Raw genomic sequence first — 15,923 nt, forward strand, 5'->3', positions numbered from 1 at the left:
CTCATCGCGAAGAAGCGAAAAAGAAGAGAAATTCGCAAAATAGATAGTCCTTATCAGAAGCTTTCATGCGATGGACAGTGGCTGGCATAACCGGCATGAGCGATACTCCAAGAGAAGGGGGGATGAAGAGCAGCAGGGAAGTTTAGATAGGAACCGTCGTGGATCAGTCAGCAGTCGAGCCAATCGAAGAGGAGCTGAGATTGATGTGGAAGGGATTGAACAGAAAGCGGGGGCGGAAGCTGGGCAGCGCGCTGCTCGCATTCGCGACGCTGCTTCCGTTTGATCCGGCACCGGCCGCGTATGCGGCGACGTTAAATGTAACCGCTTACGGAGCGAACGGCGGCGATACGGCCGATGACCTGCAGGGCATCGCGAGCGCCATCGCGGCCGCGGCGAGCGGCGATACGGTTTATTTTCCGGCCGGCACGTATTATATCACCGGTTCAATCGCGGCTAAGTCGGGCATCAAGCTAATCGGGCAAAGCAAGGACACGACGATCATCAAATACAGCGGCACGACGGACAATAACATGATTTCGCTCAGCAACACGTCGAACGTCGAAGTCGCCCAGTTGACCCTGGACGGCAACAACAACGCGCACGTCGTCTCCGGCATTTGGGGCGAGCCAGGCAGCGGGCATAACATTCATCATAATGTGATCAAGGACCTCGTTAAATCCGACGGCTTCGCGCCGTTCGGCATTCTGCTCTCGGGGACGGACAACGCGACAATCACGGACAATACATTTACCAATATCGGCGTGAATTCCGAGTGGGGCGGCGCGATCCGTGCCGGCTGGAATTCCAACGGTACGAAGATTTTGCGCAACACGATCGCCAATACGGGACGCGGCGGCATTTTCGCCAACGACACCTGCAACAACGTTAAAGTGAAGAACAATACGATCACCGGTTCGGGCCTGCACGAGCACGGCCTATCGATCGAGCTGCACACCAACTGCAATTACTCGGTCATCGAGGACAACGACGTCGATCACTGGATCAGCGCCGTGCGCTCCAATAATATCGCGGTCAGACGCAATACGGTCCACACGACGGACGGCACCGTGCAGGGCATGGGACTGGAGGTCATGGTCACGCACGGCGTCACGACCGACAATCTCGTCGACGGCGGCCAGCAGGTCGGCATGCAGCAATCGCCGGGTACCGGCTATCAATATTGGGGCTACAACACGGTACAAAACATCGTCATGTGGGGGATGCAGCTGCAGGGCGCGGACACCGGAGAAACGGAACAATACCAATACTTCTATAAGAACACGTTCAAGAACGGTCCGATCGGCAATCCGGCAGCGGCCTATCCCGGCTACGACGGCAACGCCATCCGGATTCACGGCAACTCGCGGAATCTGACGTTCGACAGCAACCAAATAACGAATAACGGCCGTAAAGCGATCGAGATCACGACCGCTTCCGGTACGGACCGTCTCAGCTTCGTTAATAACGTCATTACCGGCAACGGGGGCCCTTCGATCGATCAGTATCCGTCCTCGGCAGCGGATTTGGAGTGGAGCAATAACACGGTCAGCGGCAACGGCACCAACACGCAGTTGGTCAGCCGGGGCTTCGGGGATCCGAAGCCGGTAGCGAACTTTAGCGCGCCGCTCAGCGTCCAACTGGGTCAGCCGATCACGTTCGCGAACACGTCCTCGGACAACGGCACGATCGCCGAAAACCTATGGGATCTCGGCGAAGGACCGCCGGTCAATGCAGCCAGCCCGACGTATACGTACCAGAAGGCGGGCACGTATCGCGTGACGCTCGTCGTCTGGGATAACGGCGGCCGCGCGAGCCTCAAAGAGCAGACGGTGAACGTCTTCGCCGGCCCGCCGGATACGCAGGCGCCGACGGCTCCGACGCTGACTTCGCCGTCCAAGTCCAACGTGACCGTCGATCTCTCGTGGTCCGGTTCGACCGATAACGTCGGCGTCGTCGGCTACGAGGTTTACAAGGGCGGCTCGCTCATCGGTTCCACGACGGGCGCGTCGACCTACACCGCGACCGGCCTCGCGCCAAGCACGGCCTATAGCTTCACGGTCAAAGCGAAGGACGCGGCGGGCAATGTTTCGGCAGCCAGCAATACCGTGACTGTCACCACGGCCGCAGGCGATACGCAGGCGCCGACGGCACCGACGAACCTGACTTCGACCGGCAAGACGGACACGAGCGTCGGCTTGTCTTGGTCTGCGTCGTCCGACAACGTGGGGGTTACCGGCTATAACGTCTATAACGGCACCGCGTTGGCCGGCACCACGACGGGGGCGGGCGGCACGACCTTCACGGCTAGCGGACTTGCGCCGAACACGGCTTACACGTTCACGGTCAAGGCTAAGGATGCATCGAATAACGTCTCTGCCGCCAGCAACGGCGTCACCGTTACGACGGATCCGCTCGCGAACTGGACGCCGTGCGCGGGCGAGAACAACACGTGCAGCTTCACCGGCACGAAGCAGGTGCGCTTCGGAGCGAACGGCAGCTACTTCTACGGTACGTACACGAACTCCGTCATGTGCTCGACGAACCAGTTCGGAGATCCGGCACCGGGCTATTATAAAACCTGCGAGGTCAACTTGGCCGGCGGCACGGGAGATACCCAAGCACCGACGGCGCCGACGAACCTGACGTCGCCGTCGAAGACGTCTACGAGCGTCAACCTGTCCTGGACGGCGTCCACCGACAATGTCGCGGTGAGCGGTTACGACATTTATAACGGGTCGACGCTCGCAGGCTCAGCAGCGACCGGTACGACATTCTCCGTCACCGGTCTGACGGCAGGAACGGCGTATACCTTCACGGTCAAGGCGAAGGACGCGGCAGGCAACGTCTCGGCCGCCAGCAACGCGCTGAACGTCACGACGAGTGCTGTCAGCGACACGCAGGCTCCGAGCGCTCCGAGCAGCCTGACCTCGCCGTCGAAGACGGCGACAAGCGTCAGCCTCTCGTGGACCGCGTCCACCGATAACGCCGGGGTCGCCGGTTACGACGTGTACAGCAGCAGCACGCTTGCCGGCACAACCTCTGGCACGACATTCACGGTCAGCGGATTAACCGCGAACACGGCGTATACCTTCACGGTCAAAGCGAAGGATGCGGCCGGTAATGTCTCGGCGGCCAGCAATGCGCTGAACGTCACGACCAACGCGTCTTCGGGCGGAAGCGGCACTGTCACGCGGGAGTATTGGACGGGAATCTCGGGTTCGTCGGTAACGACGATTCCAACCGGAACGACGCCGAGCGGAACGGAAACGCTGACCAGCCTTGAGGGCCCAACGAATTGGGCGGACAATTACGGCGACCGCATCCGCGGTTACATTACGCCGCCGACGACCGGCACGTATACGTTCTATATCGCCGGCGACGACGAAAGCCAGTTTTACCTGAGCACGAACAATAGCCCATCGAATAAAGCCTTGGTCGCGTACGAATACGAATATGCGGGCGTCCGCGAGTGGAACAAACATACGACGCAGCAGTCCGCGGCGATCACCTTGACAGCCGGACAGCCGTATTACTTCGAAATTCTCCACAAAGAAGGCGGAGGCGGCGATAACCTTGCGGTCGGCTGGACCGGACCGGGCATTTCGACGATCACGGTCATCGGCGGGTCGTACTTGTCCGCTTACTGATGCATTAGCGGTAGTGGGAGAACGCTTAGCGCGGCATGACCGCGTTGAGCGTTTTTCTTTTATAAGGACAACCGGCATGGCATCAAGAGCAAATATTTACAAATGATTCCAAGCCTAAACCGTAAGACTGTTTCAGGATGAAGATATTCGTAGTGCGATACATTAAGAACTTTCACACGCGCATGGCCCATACCGCAACCACGGTTGCGGCAGGCAAGAAATGAGTACTTCGTCATCCAAAATGAAGGCATCAAATCAAAAATAGCGCTATTTTATCCAGGAAAGCGCGATGGTATCGTGAGGTGGCAATAGGAGAAAACGCTGTCAATCCGACGGTGTTGGGTGGACGGCACATGGAGGCAAGGGAATTGGCAGACGATGCGAACATCGCAAACCAAAGGCATTCAGAGTATGTAATCCGAAAAGCGCACGAGGCGGAAAATACCCGCCCTGTTCGCTAGGAAAGTTACGATGTCGTCGTCTGCGGCGGCGGCTTGGCCGGATTCTGCGCGGCGGTGGCCGCGGCCAGGCATGGAGCGCGGACCTGTCTCGTTCAGGACCGCCCCGACTTCGGAGGCAACAGCTCGTCCGAGGTCAGGGTAACGCCGCACGGGGCTGCCGCCTTCCACGTCTACGCGAAAGAGACGGGCATTATTTCCGAGCTGCTGATCGAGGAGCGCGCACGCAACCACGAGGTCATCTTCGAGAACGGATGGACGAACAGCGTATGGGATATGGTGATGTACGATCTGGCGGTGCGAACGCCGAATCTGACCTTTCATTTGAATACGTCGATCGCCGACATACGCAAAAGCAATGAGCACCGGATAGAAGCAGTCATCGGCGTCATAGCGAACGCGGAGACGACGCTGGAATTGAGCGGCGACATCTTCATCGATTGCACGGGCGACGGAATTGTGGCGGATCTGGCCGGCTGCGAATGGCATAGGGGCTCGGAAAGCCGCGAGGAATACGGCGAGCCGCATGCGCCGCTTCGGGCTAGCGGCGACGTGATGGGATCGTCGCTGCTGTTCAAAACGGTGAATACGGGCGCGCCCGCGCCGTTCGAAGCGCCGGAGTGGGCCGCGAAGCTGGACAACCCGGACTTTTCTACAAGGAAGGCCGGAGGCCGAACGATGTGCGCGGAACGCATAAGTCTATCGTATGGAGGACGACAATGGGAGTAGAGATTAAGGCTTCAGGCTTTCCCGACGAACGAAGTGCACGCACGATGACGGCGATGGTATATGACACCTATGGTTCGCCAGAAGTCCTTCGAATGGAAGAGGCGGATATCCCTGTACCTGAAGACCGTGAAGTGTTGATCGAGGTCCATGCGGCATCGGTGAATTCCTGGGATTGGGATCTCCTCCGCGGGAAACCATACCTAACCCGCCTTGGCGGGTTCCGCAAACCCCGTTACCGAATTCTTGGCGCCGATATCGCGGGGCGAGTCATCGCCGCGGGGGCCAAGGTCAAACGATTCCGACCGGGGGATGAGGTATTCGGGGACCTTTCCGGTTGCGGCTGGGGCGGATTTGCGGAATATGCAAGCGCCAGTGAGGAAGCCTTGACACAAAAGCCTGTCGGGCTGAGCTACGAGCAGGCGGCGGCTATTCCTCAGGCGCCTGTTCTAGCCTTGCAGGGTATTCGAGATAAAGGAAATTTACGAAACGGCCATCGGGTTCTCATCAATGGAGCTGGCGGCGGAGTCGGTACGTTCGCGGTTCAATATGCCAAATTGCATGGGGCAGAAGTGACCGGCGTTGACAGTGCCGGGAAATTGGATATGCTGCGTTCCGTTGGGGCTGATCATGTTTTGGATTATACGATAGATGACTTCACCACAATCGGACAACGGTACGACCTGATCCTCGATGTCGTCGGAAACCATTCGGTTTCCGCGGTGAAGCGGGCGCTTGCGTCTGGTGGTACGTATGTCATGGTCGGCGGTTCCCTGTATCGTATACTTCGGGCTTTGTTGGCGGCACCGCTGTCAGCTTGGCTTGAAAGGAAGAAAATAGCAGTCTTCGTCCATAAGCCGAATCACGACGATCAAATGGTTTGGAAGGCCCTAGTCGAAGCTGGCCAAGTCGTGCCTGTCATCGATCGGCAATATCCATTAAAAGACGCGGCTCAGGCCATTCGTTATCTCGGAGAAGGCCGTGCGAAAGGGAAAATCGTAGTGTGCAAGAAAGATAATTAAGCTAACGGGGCGGCAGCCGGACTTAGAACGATGGGCTGCCGTCCGCCGAGTCCTCGGGGGCAGGTATGTCGTGCGTATTGATGGATAGGTATCCTTCCATTGATGTAGGCTACAGTACAAATAAAAGTGTCCTCCAAGTTGGGGGGAGGACACTTTTATTATAATCATTTCTCGGTAAGAGCTAGGTTTTTAGCAAAGGGTTAGATGTTAGGCAGCTTCTTATAATACAAACCTACTGTCTGAGTTAGCATCTTTACCCTTAAAAGGGGAGCAACATTTAGCCTAATTGTATGCCGATCGATGCATTGTCTTCAGGTGTTCCAAGCCAATAGCCATACGCAATCGCCACTTCAACAAAATGGTGCAAAACTTCTGGAGCAGGGGGGCCAGGGGGAACAGAATCAGACGGCCGGCCGATTTCAACAAAGAAGTCGCCCATTTTGGCAGTTGATGCAACTAATAACTTCACAGTTTCATTCGTGGAATTTCTCCAAGCATGTTTAACGTCACCTGGAATGTCTACCGTTTCACCGGAACGAACGATTTCCCAACGATCATTCGTAAAAGCTTCAAGTTCTCCCGAAAGAACAACAAAGGTTTCGCGGTCATCGTGACTGTGAACAGGAACGACCACGCCTGCCGGGACTTCGGCTTCCATAAGGCTATAATCTCGGTTCTTCACTAAATCGGTCAATACCTTGATCCGTGGTCCCATTACATCCAAAAAAGTTGACATAGCATATTCCTCCATCGATTCTTTATTTAAAGAAACGCCGTAACCGCCTCGCTTTGCTTGCTCCCCTATTGTAGTTACAAGAACTCTATAATTCAGTAATCTGCTTCACATACATAATTATTACCATTACACGATTTGCAGGTTCCTATAATTAAAATGATCTGATATCGCTTCAAGATTGTAATCAGGATTACGGAAGAAGAATAATAAGTGGTTTATGATGAATGCAACGATTCGCATGCCGTTTATTTTACCGAGGCAGGCGGATTAAACATCAATTCGCTAAAAATGAAATGGGGGAAATGAAACATTTTGCATAGTGCATGGAGGTACTCGTATCAATAATGGCAGCAGCGGGTGACAATCGTGGGGGCCACGTAAGACTAAGCAAGCAAGAAGCCCTTCCAAAAGGGCATCAGGTGCGAGTTGAGGTCTTACCGGCATCAGCAATTTCCCAAGCTGAATTAAACGATCAATGAAGAACCGGTGGATATCTGTGGAGAACCCGGGGAATCTTAATATGAAAATCATCGCCTCAGACGGGTTGAACCATATAACAAGGAGGAAGACCATGAACAGAATCGAAAATCAGGATCAATTTCAACAACAAATCAATCAAAACAAGTATACGATCATGAAATTCGACGCGTCTTGGTGTCCGGATTGTAAAAATTTGGACCGATTTATCGAAGATATCGTCAACGAGCATAATGACAAATCCTTCTTCGCCGTGGATTCGGAACAATTCGATAAGCTTGCGGAAGAATATGGCGTAAGGGGAATTCCAAGCTTACTTGTATTCAAGAATGGGCAGAAATTGGAACATTTGCACAGTAAATTCGCTAAAACACCGACTCAAATAAGGGAATTTCTAAGTACATTCAGTTCCTCGGCAGACAAGTGATCGAAAAACAATGAAACCGGACAAAACCAAATTTTTATTGTCGCGTATCAAGATATTCGAGTCGCTTTCAACTGAAGTGGTCCGGGAACTTGAACAGATAACTAATGAGTCGAGTGTCATTACGCTGCCTAAAAGCTCCATTATTCAAACACCGGGCAGCGAGAAAAAAGGCTTGTTTTTCGTAATCGAGGGAAAGCTTCGCTTTTATAAAACGAATCCGGCAGGTAAACAGTATACGGTTTGCATTCTTAGCGAAGGTGGAATATTTGGCGAAAGTGAATCGTTTTCATTAGCCACAAGCGGAACCTATGTGGAAACGATGGAAGAATCGACGATCTATTCGATTCCTGCTGAACAAATCGAGCCGCTTTTAAGTAAGCATTCAGAATTAACCTTAAGATTTTTAGCAGAAATGAGTAAAAGATTGAAAATTCAGGACGAATTAGTCGAAAAGATGGTATTTAGAGATCTTCGGGGTAAAGTCCTGTACTTTCTCAATAGACTTTCTATAAAATTCGGCGTGGAGGAAAATGGATACCGTAAAATAGATATCCCATTGACTCACCAAGAACTGGCTAATATGATCGGTGCTACTAGAGAAGCGGTATCCCTTACCCTACAAGAATTGACCAATGAAGGGATCCTCATTACCAGCCGAAAAACGGTAATGATTGATATTCAAAAGCTCACGGAAGAACTGAGCTAGACCCGAAGTGGGCATAATCACCATCAGATGAAGTCGGTATAGGTAATCTACATTACGGATGAATTTTTCTATAAGGACTATGATTAATGCATCTCTTCGGAGAGAAAAAAGCCACAAACCGTTGAGCCAATATATACGATGTCAAGATTGCTTTAACAAAGGAGGATGTAATATTTAATTATTATTCCCAAGTCGGACTGAAAAAACCGATGGTGTTGGTTATCGATATATTATGCAAAACCCAATATAATCCGTAATGTTGAGTATCATGACTGAATCCGAAAGCGAGTCAAATTACGGAATGCTTAAAGATTGATATATAGATATAAAAAATAAAAAGGAGCGAACAGAACCATGAAGAAATTCGAGGGCAAGGTAGCAGTCGTTACGGGAGGAACAAGCGGTATCGGGCTTACAACCGCCAAGCGACTTGTTGAAGAAGGGGCGCACGTGTTCATTTCCGGCCGGCGGCAAAGCGAGTTGGACGCGGCTGTAAAATGGATTGGAGAAAGGGTTACTGGCGTACAAGGGGATATCTCGAATCTTAATGACTTGGACAAGCTTTTTGAAACGGTAAAGCAAGAAAAAGGAAGACTAGATATTTTATTCGCAAACGCTGGTCTTGGCAGTATCCTCCCTCTGGGTCAAATTACTGAAGAGCAATACCGTCTTACTTTTGATGTAAATGTTAAAGGTACGTTGTTTACCATTCAAAAAGCGTTACCACTATTTCCGAATCAAACGGGCTCGATTATTTTGACTGGTTCGACCGCGGGCTCAGTTGGCGACCCGGGATTTAGCGTCTACGGAGGGTCTAAGGCAGCTCTTCGCCAAATGGTAAGGAACTGGGTTCTGGATTTGAAGGGCACCGGAATTCGAATTAATGTACTGAGCCCCGGAATTGTCCACACGCCGGCCTATGATGATTTGTTTGGTGAAGCGCTGGATCAGGTCCTTGAATCCGCCAAGACTTCCGTTCCGCTGAGCCGCGTAGGCAAAACAGAAGAGATCGCTAGTGCCGTGATGTTCCTGGCCTCAGAGGATAGCAGCTATGTAAACGGCATCGAATTGTTCGTCGATGGCGGCATGGCTCAAATTTAAATTGGATTTAAAGTGATTCTAATTCGCTGCCATACTCAAAATGCTTCACTTTCCTTAACTCAGGCAGAGTAAACTAACCTAGTTCTCTGCCTGAGTTTCCTATTGTAAAGTCAACTACGTCAAGCCGATATTGCAACTTCCGTGATTCTCGGACAGTCGAACGAATGATTCGGCTGTCGTTATTCTTGGCAGCTAAGCTTGGGGAAGAGGATGAGGGTTTCGAATACTTTTTGTTGGTTTAACGTTTGTCGATGATGAGTTGAGGATGCCGCCTACTTTAGTGCATGGCGGATCCTTTTTTTTATGATACATTTATGGTGATGAGCTCATGTTTTTTTCAATATCTTTACAGATTTCATCATAAACGTATTGGATAGGAGTCCCTTCTGATATACAACTCCTAGCAAGAAGTTCGTACCAATACTGATCAAAAGAAAGGCTTAACCCATAATGTGAACGAAGCGTTTGATATCGCTCCCATATTTTGACCCGAAATTTATCCAGTTCAGAACACCTCCATTGCGAATGGGTTAGTGGGTACTGGTTCATGTCAACAGTCTATAGAGGAATACCTACAAGGAACACGGCGCTAACCCAGCAGTCTGATAATTAATAAATGACCGTGTTTGCCTTGGCGATTTTGCCGGCGAATTGCCCAAGCGGTAGTTTCTAAACCATTTAGTCTGCTTACATGCAGGCTTTTTCATTATTATTTCAGAATTGCTTGGTATAGTGTTCATTGATGAGCCGTTTTGAAAAGGGGTATGGATTGTGCGTATTTTACTGGCTGAAGACGATGAGACGTTAGGAGAACTGACCGAGCATCAGTTGAAGCGACAGTATCATGTTGTAGATTGGATGAAGGACGGGCATCAAGCCAAGGAAGCGATATCGTCGGGCCGTTATGACGTATATATCCTAGATTGGATGCTGCCCGAGATGACAGGGCTAGAGCTTGTACGCGAGATCCGTCGGAAGGAAGATCATACTCCGATTCTCCTGCTAACGGCGCGAGATGCCGTGAAAGACAGGGTGGAGGGCTTACGAGCCGGAGCGGATGACTATATGATAAAGCCTTTTGCCTTCGAAGAGTTGGAGGCGAGGTTAATCGCCTTGTTCCGAAGGCAGGATCGGAGTTACCACGCATCGGATATCCTTACGTTAGGAGAGATTTCAGCTAACTTGGATCGATTTGAAGTCACCCGAAAGGGAACTGCAATTCTATTAACAAGGCGCGAATTTCAGTTGCTCGTCTGTTTGATGCGCCATTCAGGACACGTGCTGTCGCGTGAGCAACTGCTCGATCATGTATGGGGACTTGCTTCGGACGTAACCCTGAATGTTGTCGATGCTACAATCCGATTATTGCGAAAAAAAGTGGACGGGCCTTATGAAATAAAATGCATTCAAAGCGTTTATGGCGCCGGCTACAGGTTCATCATAGGCGGAGAGTGAGAGCTATGTTCAAACGGACGCGAACCAGACTCACGCGAGAATTCTCGCTTACGATTGGCATTATTCTTATGATCTCTGCCTTTTTTTCGTTGTGGATGGTACAGCAGATGCTTACTTCTACGGAAGACAACCAGCTCGGCTCATTGAGCAAGCAGTATGCGGCAGAGCTGCAGAAGCTGATCGAGTCCCCCAAAGGGAATGCATTATTCGACCCGTCGGCGGATAGAAACAAACGCAATGCCTTCTATGAGCCGAGCGGATTGCAATTGAATCAGATGGCGTGGTTGATTGATCCGAACGAAGAAATGATTTTCCAATCCTCGCCGTCAGAGAAGAATCCGTTTGGCGTGAATTTTCCGTTGACAGCGCTATTGCCCGACTTGCTGAAGGAGCCGGACAACGACTACCGGAACGTAAACGCTGAGGGGCGAACATTCCGTATTGGCGGAACCCTAATTTCAACTGGCAAACTTCAGGATTACAAAATAATCGTCGCGCAGGAAGTGACCAATGACAACAAATTGATCATCCAATTGCGATGGGCATTTGCAGGGTTTGCCTTGCTCATGTTAGCAGCGGGGGGACTAGCTGGTTATATCTTGGCCGGACGAGCAATGGGGCCAATCGCACAAGCGTTCCATCGGCAGGAACAATTTACTTCGGATGCGTCTCATGAACTTCGGACACCGCTAAGTATTTTGAGATCAGCGTTTGAAGTGTTGAATGAAGAGCGCGATAAACTTCCCGATTTCCATCGAAACGTATTAACGAAGTCAAGTCAAGAAATCCATCATATGAACCGGCTGGTCGAGAACTTACTTGTTCTTGCCCGTAGCGATAACGGCCGTCTCGATCTGGCGACCTCGGAATTTTCCCTGCGGCATACGATTCGCCACGTTATGGAGCAATTGCAGCCAATATCAGCATCCAAACAAGTAGAACTGTACTGGGAAGACAATCCGAACGCATTTGACGAAGAGAAAGCGATTATTCTGGCAGACGAAGTGCGCATCCGACAGCTTATTCTGATCCTCATTGAAAATGCGATCCAGTACAACCGAGAAGGCGGTAGGGTCACGATCTCCTTGGTAACGAATCAGCAGAAGGTCATCCTTATCGTTAGCGACACGGGAATCGGGATAGAGGAAGAGCATCTGCCCCATATCTATGAACGATTTTATCGAATGGATAAAGCCCGCACCCGCCGTTCGGAAGGAACCGGTCTCGGTCTTGCGATAGCGAAACAAATCGTCGATGCCCATCGTGCAAAGATAGAAGTGTGGAGTACGCCCCAGGTCGGCACAACATTTCGAGTCGCGTTTTCGAGCGTTTCAGATTCTTTTCAGAATGTTCCCTTACCTTAAGTCATGTAGTCTCCTTCTATAACTGAAGGAAAAACCAAACAAGGAAGGGATATCCATGAAGAAGAATTGGAAACTTGCAAGCGCAGCGTTACTAATCGCAATTGCTGTGCCTGTAACTGCGTATGCAGCAGACAACCTGGGCAGCCATTCCGGTCAAGCGGACAAAAAGGCAAGTTTGGCGGCCGAAACCGTAACACCCGCTGGCAAGCAAGGCGAAAAGCCCGCTCCGGGCAAGTTGCGGTTGGATTTGCAAACCCTTGCTAAAACAAAGCTAGGTCTGGATCAAGCTGCTTTTGAACAAGCGCAGAAGGCTGGTAAGTCACTAGCGGATATCGCGAAGGAGAAAGGCGAGGAACTTCAACCGCTCATTGATGAGCTGAGCAAGGAAATAAATGCTGATATTCTGGCCAATCTCGGCTCCAAGGATCTGACTGATCAGGAGAAGGAAAATGTGAAGAAGAAGGCATCCATGGAAGCAGAGCGAATCTTCACGGAACCGCTGAACAAAGAACGTACAAAGCAAGAGGGGAGCGATTTAAATTTAGCTGCGGCACTTGAAATACTCGGCATCGACAAGGCTGCTTTCGCTGATCAAGTACATGCCGGCAAATCACTAGTTGACATTGGGAAGGAGTATAACGTTACCCGCCAGCGGCTAATGGATGCCCTGTTGTCCACGGTTAACGCTAAAATCGAAGAGCTTAAGAAAAGCGGTACTATAACACAAGAGCAAGCGGATAAGAAAAAGCAGGCAGCTCTTCAAGATGCAGAGGATTTCGTCGATCATACGCCGGAGCTGTTTAAAAAGAAGGAGAGCTTCGCCGGTGTGCCAACCCAAGATGCGGGCTCCGAGGTCAGGCTTGATTTTCAACAGATCGCAGCAGCCAAACTGGGGCTAGATAAAGAAGCTTTCCAAAAGGCGTTGGAGGCTGGTAAATCGCTAGCCGACCTTGCAAAAGAGAAAAGCATCGAAGTCGAGCCTCTGATTGATGAGGTAACCAAGGAAATTTGTGACGAGATTCAGGCAAAGAGCACGATCGGATTTACGGACGAACAAAAGGAAAATATACACAAGAAGGCCACAGCGGAAGCAGAGCGCGTCTTCAATACTCCGCTGAACAAAGAGCAAGAAGTGAGAGAGCAGGGTGTTGGCGAGTATAACCTGATGGCTGCTTTCGAATTGCTCGGCATTGACAAAGCGACTTTCGCCGAACAGGTTCAAGCGGGCAAGTCGTTTGCAGACATTGCGAAGGATCATGGCGGATCTCGTCAAAAGTTAATCGAGGTTCTTATGTCCGACATCACTGCTAAACTTGATGCAGGCAAAGCAAAAGGCGACATCACGCAAGAACAAGCAGACCAGAAGAAGCAAGCTGCGCAGAAGGAAGTTGAAGACTTCGTCGATCATACTGCTTCGAGGTTTGAGACGAAAGAGAAGAAATAGGAGTCGAGCGAGGCTGCCCGTGACGGCGGCCTCTTATTCGTGTCTGTCAAGCTAGGGTAGTTTGAGGCTGCACTTGTAGAAGTCAAAGCAAGCATGATTCTACCGTTCGGGCTCAACATCTCTCCCTCCCACTTGGTTTGGCAAGGAATCGAAGCCGGCCAAGCCCGGCCAAGGGGAAGTGGATTGGAAAGACTGACTGCCCATCGGTTCGCGGCCTGCGAATTCGTATGGCGGCAGCATGAACCGGGCGAGATGCCCGACCTGATGAAGGAACAGCCGCCGCAGATATCGTGCATGGGCGGCACGATAGGCTTCCAAACCGGGGCCGTCCGCTGCTGACCCGTCCGGAGGATCGGGAATGGCTGGCGCTTGACGTCGAGACGGCCGTCGATCGATTGCGGACAAGCTACTAGCCGGTGACAAGAACATGAACGCATTAGAGGCCGCGATAATCGCGGCTTTTTGTGTTTTTGGGACGGACGGGTTCAATGAGGCCGAAGCCTGGAACCGGGAATGGGGTTCGACCTCAGATAAATACCTTTCCCAATCGAGCCGTTCATATTATGATAGAGTTTCAAGATATGAAGCGAAGGCGTGACGAAACGTGGCTAAAGCGAAAGTACCGAAGAGACCGACCAGAGACGAATTCGTTCTGGAGGAGATAGGAAATCAGCTGGTAGAGGCCTTTCAGGAGGAATCCGTGATTCTGCTGTCCGTGTGGGGAAGAGAAGAGAGCGTGCGGGGACAAATCATAGCGATGGATTCCAGGACGGGCAAGGTCCATATGAATACGGCAGACGGATTGGACAAGATTCCTTTCATGGATATAATGAGCATGAATTATCCGAGGGATTGAGCGGGTCTGCCCAGATGAGTTGCGTTCGCAAGTGAATGACAAAAAATGCCGGGTGACAAGACCATTACCCCAAAGCTGCGGAAATCGCAGCTTTTTTCTTTTATGACATCGAGTTCTTGTCAAAATCAAACGACAAGAACTCGATCACAGCTTCCGAAATTGACAAGTACTTGATCTCATTCCCGATGAAACGAATCGATCGCTCGCTTGTCAGGTAATGATCTTAATTGCGGATTATATAGAACTGCAACAATTTTATGATGCAAACAACTAAAAATTACAATTCTTTTACATATGGTCCTAGTAAAACACATGATTTGCTTAGAACAATCTACGCCTACCAGCCTATGGAAATGAAAATCAGTCTATGAAATTATAGTAGCAGCTTCACCTATCTTAGTGAAAACCTCGAGAGGATGTTGTGCATGCTTAAAAAGTCGGTTATTGTCTCTTCTGTTTTATTGATGTCTATGGTTCCTATGTTTTCGTTAAGCAGTGAATCTTATGCCGCCGACTTTAAAAAAGGAAAAGAGACTGCCATTAAAGTGATGGAGTATAATATTCACCATGCCGAAGGCATGGATGACATGCTCAATTTGAACAGAATTGGCGACGTTATTAAATCATCGGGTGCTGACATCATCGGTCTGCAAGAAGTCGATAATCATTTCTCCGCGCGCAGTAATTTCGAGGATCAGGCAAAATGGTTAGCCAATTCCTTAGGCATGCATTATCAATTTGCCGCGAATCTTGACAATGACCCTTTAAATGCGGGGGAACCTCGCCGTCAATACGGAACGGTTATATTGAGTAAATATCCTATTCTTTCCAGCGAAAATCATTTACTCGATAATACGCAATATCCTTCAGAGCAGCGCGGTCTTGCGAAAACGGTAATTAATGTCAATGGCAATTTTATTAATTTCTACAATACTCATCTTGACAATAAACGAGCGGAACAAAGAGATATACAAGTCAACGAAATCCTGTCCATTGTAAATCAAGATAATGGAACAAGTATCTTAGTGGGGGACTTCAATGCCACGCCGGATAGTCCTGAAATTATGAAAATGTCTGCGCAGTATCATGACGCATTTGCGGAACTGGGTCTTAATGATGCTTATACGTCTTATTATTATTCAGACAAGCCTAATCGTCGGATCGACTACATCTATACGTCTGACGATGTAAAAATAAAAGCAGGGAAGGTTATAGACACAATCGCAGCGGATCACTTGCCCATTACGGCTGAGCTCGTTATTACTGAGAATGACCATCCATCTCATGGCGATAACGGTCATAACCACCAGAAGTAATCAGCATATCGATTTAAAGCGCAACCCCTTCAGCGATGATGCTGAAGGGGTTTTACATCGTGCGTATTGGCATGTTATACGCAGGAAATGATTTGCGCTCAACCACAAGAATGGCTTGGAAACGGCACTTCGGTTTGGGCGTGATGACAGCATTCGGTTATCTGTCCAGGGGCGACAAACTTGACCTG

Annotated in this window: 13 protein-coding genes; 12 read left to right on the top strand and 1 reads right to left on the bottom strand. The window is 50.3% G+C overall.

Annotation, left to right across the window (positions count from 1 at the left end):
* Positions 1-203 precede the first annotated feature (203 nt).
* The 3 genes from BMZ79_RS35470 (at position 204) to BMZ79_RS01380 (ending at position 5,853) form a co-directional block, all read left to right on the top strand.
* Positions 204-3,647, top strand: a complete 3,444-nt coding sequence (locus BMZ79_RS35470) for a fibronectin type III domain-containing protein (protein WP_177221947.1) — start codon at positions 204-206, stop codon at positions 3,645-3,647.
* Between the two features lie 494 nt (positions 3,648-4,141).
* Positions 4,142-4,834: an FAD-dependent oxidoreductase gene (locus BMZ79_RS01375; protein WP_090635906.1), complete on the top strand. Its 693-nt coding sequence runs from the start codon at positions 4,142-4,144 to the stop codon at positions 4,832-4,834.
* Positions 4,825-5,853, top strand: coding sequence for an NAD(P)-dependent alcohol dehydrogenase (locus tag BMZ79_RS01380; RefSeq protein ID WP_256252501.1), 1,029 nt, complete (start codon positions 4,825-4,827; stop codon positions 5,851-5,853). Before BMZ79_RS01375 ends, BMZ79_RS01380 begins: the two co-directional genes overlap by 10 nt.
* Positions 5,854-6,130: 277 nt before the next feature.
* On the opposite strand, the gene BMZ79_RS01385 is transcribed toward BMZ79_RS01380, so the two are convergent.
* Complete coding sequence (locus BMZ79_RS01385) at positions 6,131-6,589, bottom strand: cupin domain-containing protein (protein WP_177221948.1); 459 nt, start codon at positions 6,587-6,589, stop codon at positions 6,131-6,133.
* Between the two features lie 520 nt (positions 6,590-7,109).
* Here BMZ79_RS01385 and BMZ79_RS01390 point away from each other — a divergent pair.
* The 9 genes from BMZ79_RS01390 (at position 7,110) to BMZ79_RS01425 (ending at position 15,735) form a co-directional block, all read left to right on the top strand.
* Positions 7,110-7,493, top strand: a complete 384-nt coding sequence (locus BMZ79_RS01390; RefSeq protein WP_090637051.1) for a thioredoxin family protein — start codon at positions 7,110-7,112, stop codon at positions 7,491-7,493.
* 10 nt (positions 7,494-7,503) lie between these two features.
* A complete protein-coding gene (locus BMZ79_RS01395) occupies positions 7,504-8,199 on the top strand; it encodes a Crp/Fnr family transcriptional regulator (protein ID WP_090635909.1) in 696 nt (231 codons plus the stop codon).
* Positions 8,200-8,553: 354 nt separating this feature from the next.
* On the top strand, positions 8,554-9,300 hold the full coding sequence (locus BMZ79_RS01400) for an SDR family NAD(P)-dependent oxidoreductase (RefSeq protein ID WP_090635911.1): 747 nt from the start codon (positions 8,554-8,556) through the stop codon (positions 9,298-9,300).
* 771 nt (positions 9,301-10,071) lie between these two features.
* Complete coding sequence (locus BMZ79_RS01405; protein ID WP_090635912.1) at positions 10,072-10,755, top strand: response regulator transcription factor; 684 nt, start codon at positions 10,072-10,074, stop codon at positions 10,753-10,755.
* Between the two features lie 95 nt (positions 10,756-10,850).
* Positions 10,851-12,119 (top strand): sensor histidine kinase, encoded by a 1,269-nt coding sequence (locus BMZ79_RS01410; protein ID WP_218154636.1) that lies wholly within the window; start codon positions 10,851-10,853, stop codon positions 12,117-12,119.
* Between the two features lie 55 nt (positions 12,120-12,174).
* The gene (locus BMZ79_RS01415; RefSeq protein WP_090635916.1) at positions 12,175-13,563 is read left to right on the top strand and encodes a hypothetical protein; all 1,389 of its coding nucleotides are present in this window, start codon (positions 12,175-12,177) and stop codon (positions 13,561-13,563) included.
* 183 nt (positions 13,564-13,746) lie between these two features.
* Complete coding sequence (locus BMZ79_RS34095; protein WP_177221950.1) at positions 13,747-13,902, top strand: hypothetical protein; 156 nt, start codon at positions 13,747-13,749, stop codon at positions 13,900-13,902.
* Between the two features lie 265 nt (positions 13,903-14,167).
* Positions 14,168-14,419: a YolD-like family protein gene (locus tag BMZ79_RS01420; RefSeq protein ID WP_090635917.1), complete on the top strand. Its 252-nt coding sequence runs from the start codon at positions 14,168-14,170 to the stop codon at positions 14,417-14,419.
* A 425-nt stretch (positions 14,420-14,844) separates the two neighbouring features.
* On the top strand, positions 14,845-15,735 hold the full coding sequence (locus BMZ79_RS01425) for an endonuclease/exonuclease/phosphatase family protein (protein ID WP_177221951.1): 891 nt from the start codon (positions 14,845-14,847) through the stop codon (positions 15,733-15,735).
* The last annotated feature ends 188 nt before the right edge of the window (positions 15,736-15,923 follow it).

Source organism: Paenibacillus sp. UNC496MF, from assembly GCF_900113915.1.
Lineage (GTDB): Bacteria > Bacillota > Bacilli > Paenibacillales > Paenibacillaceae > Paenibacillus_Z > Paenibacillus_Z artemisiicola.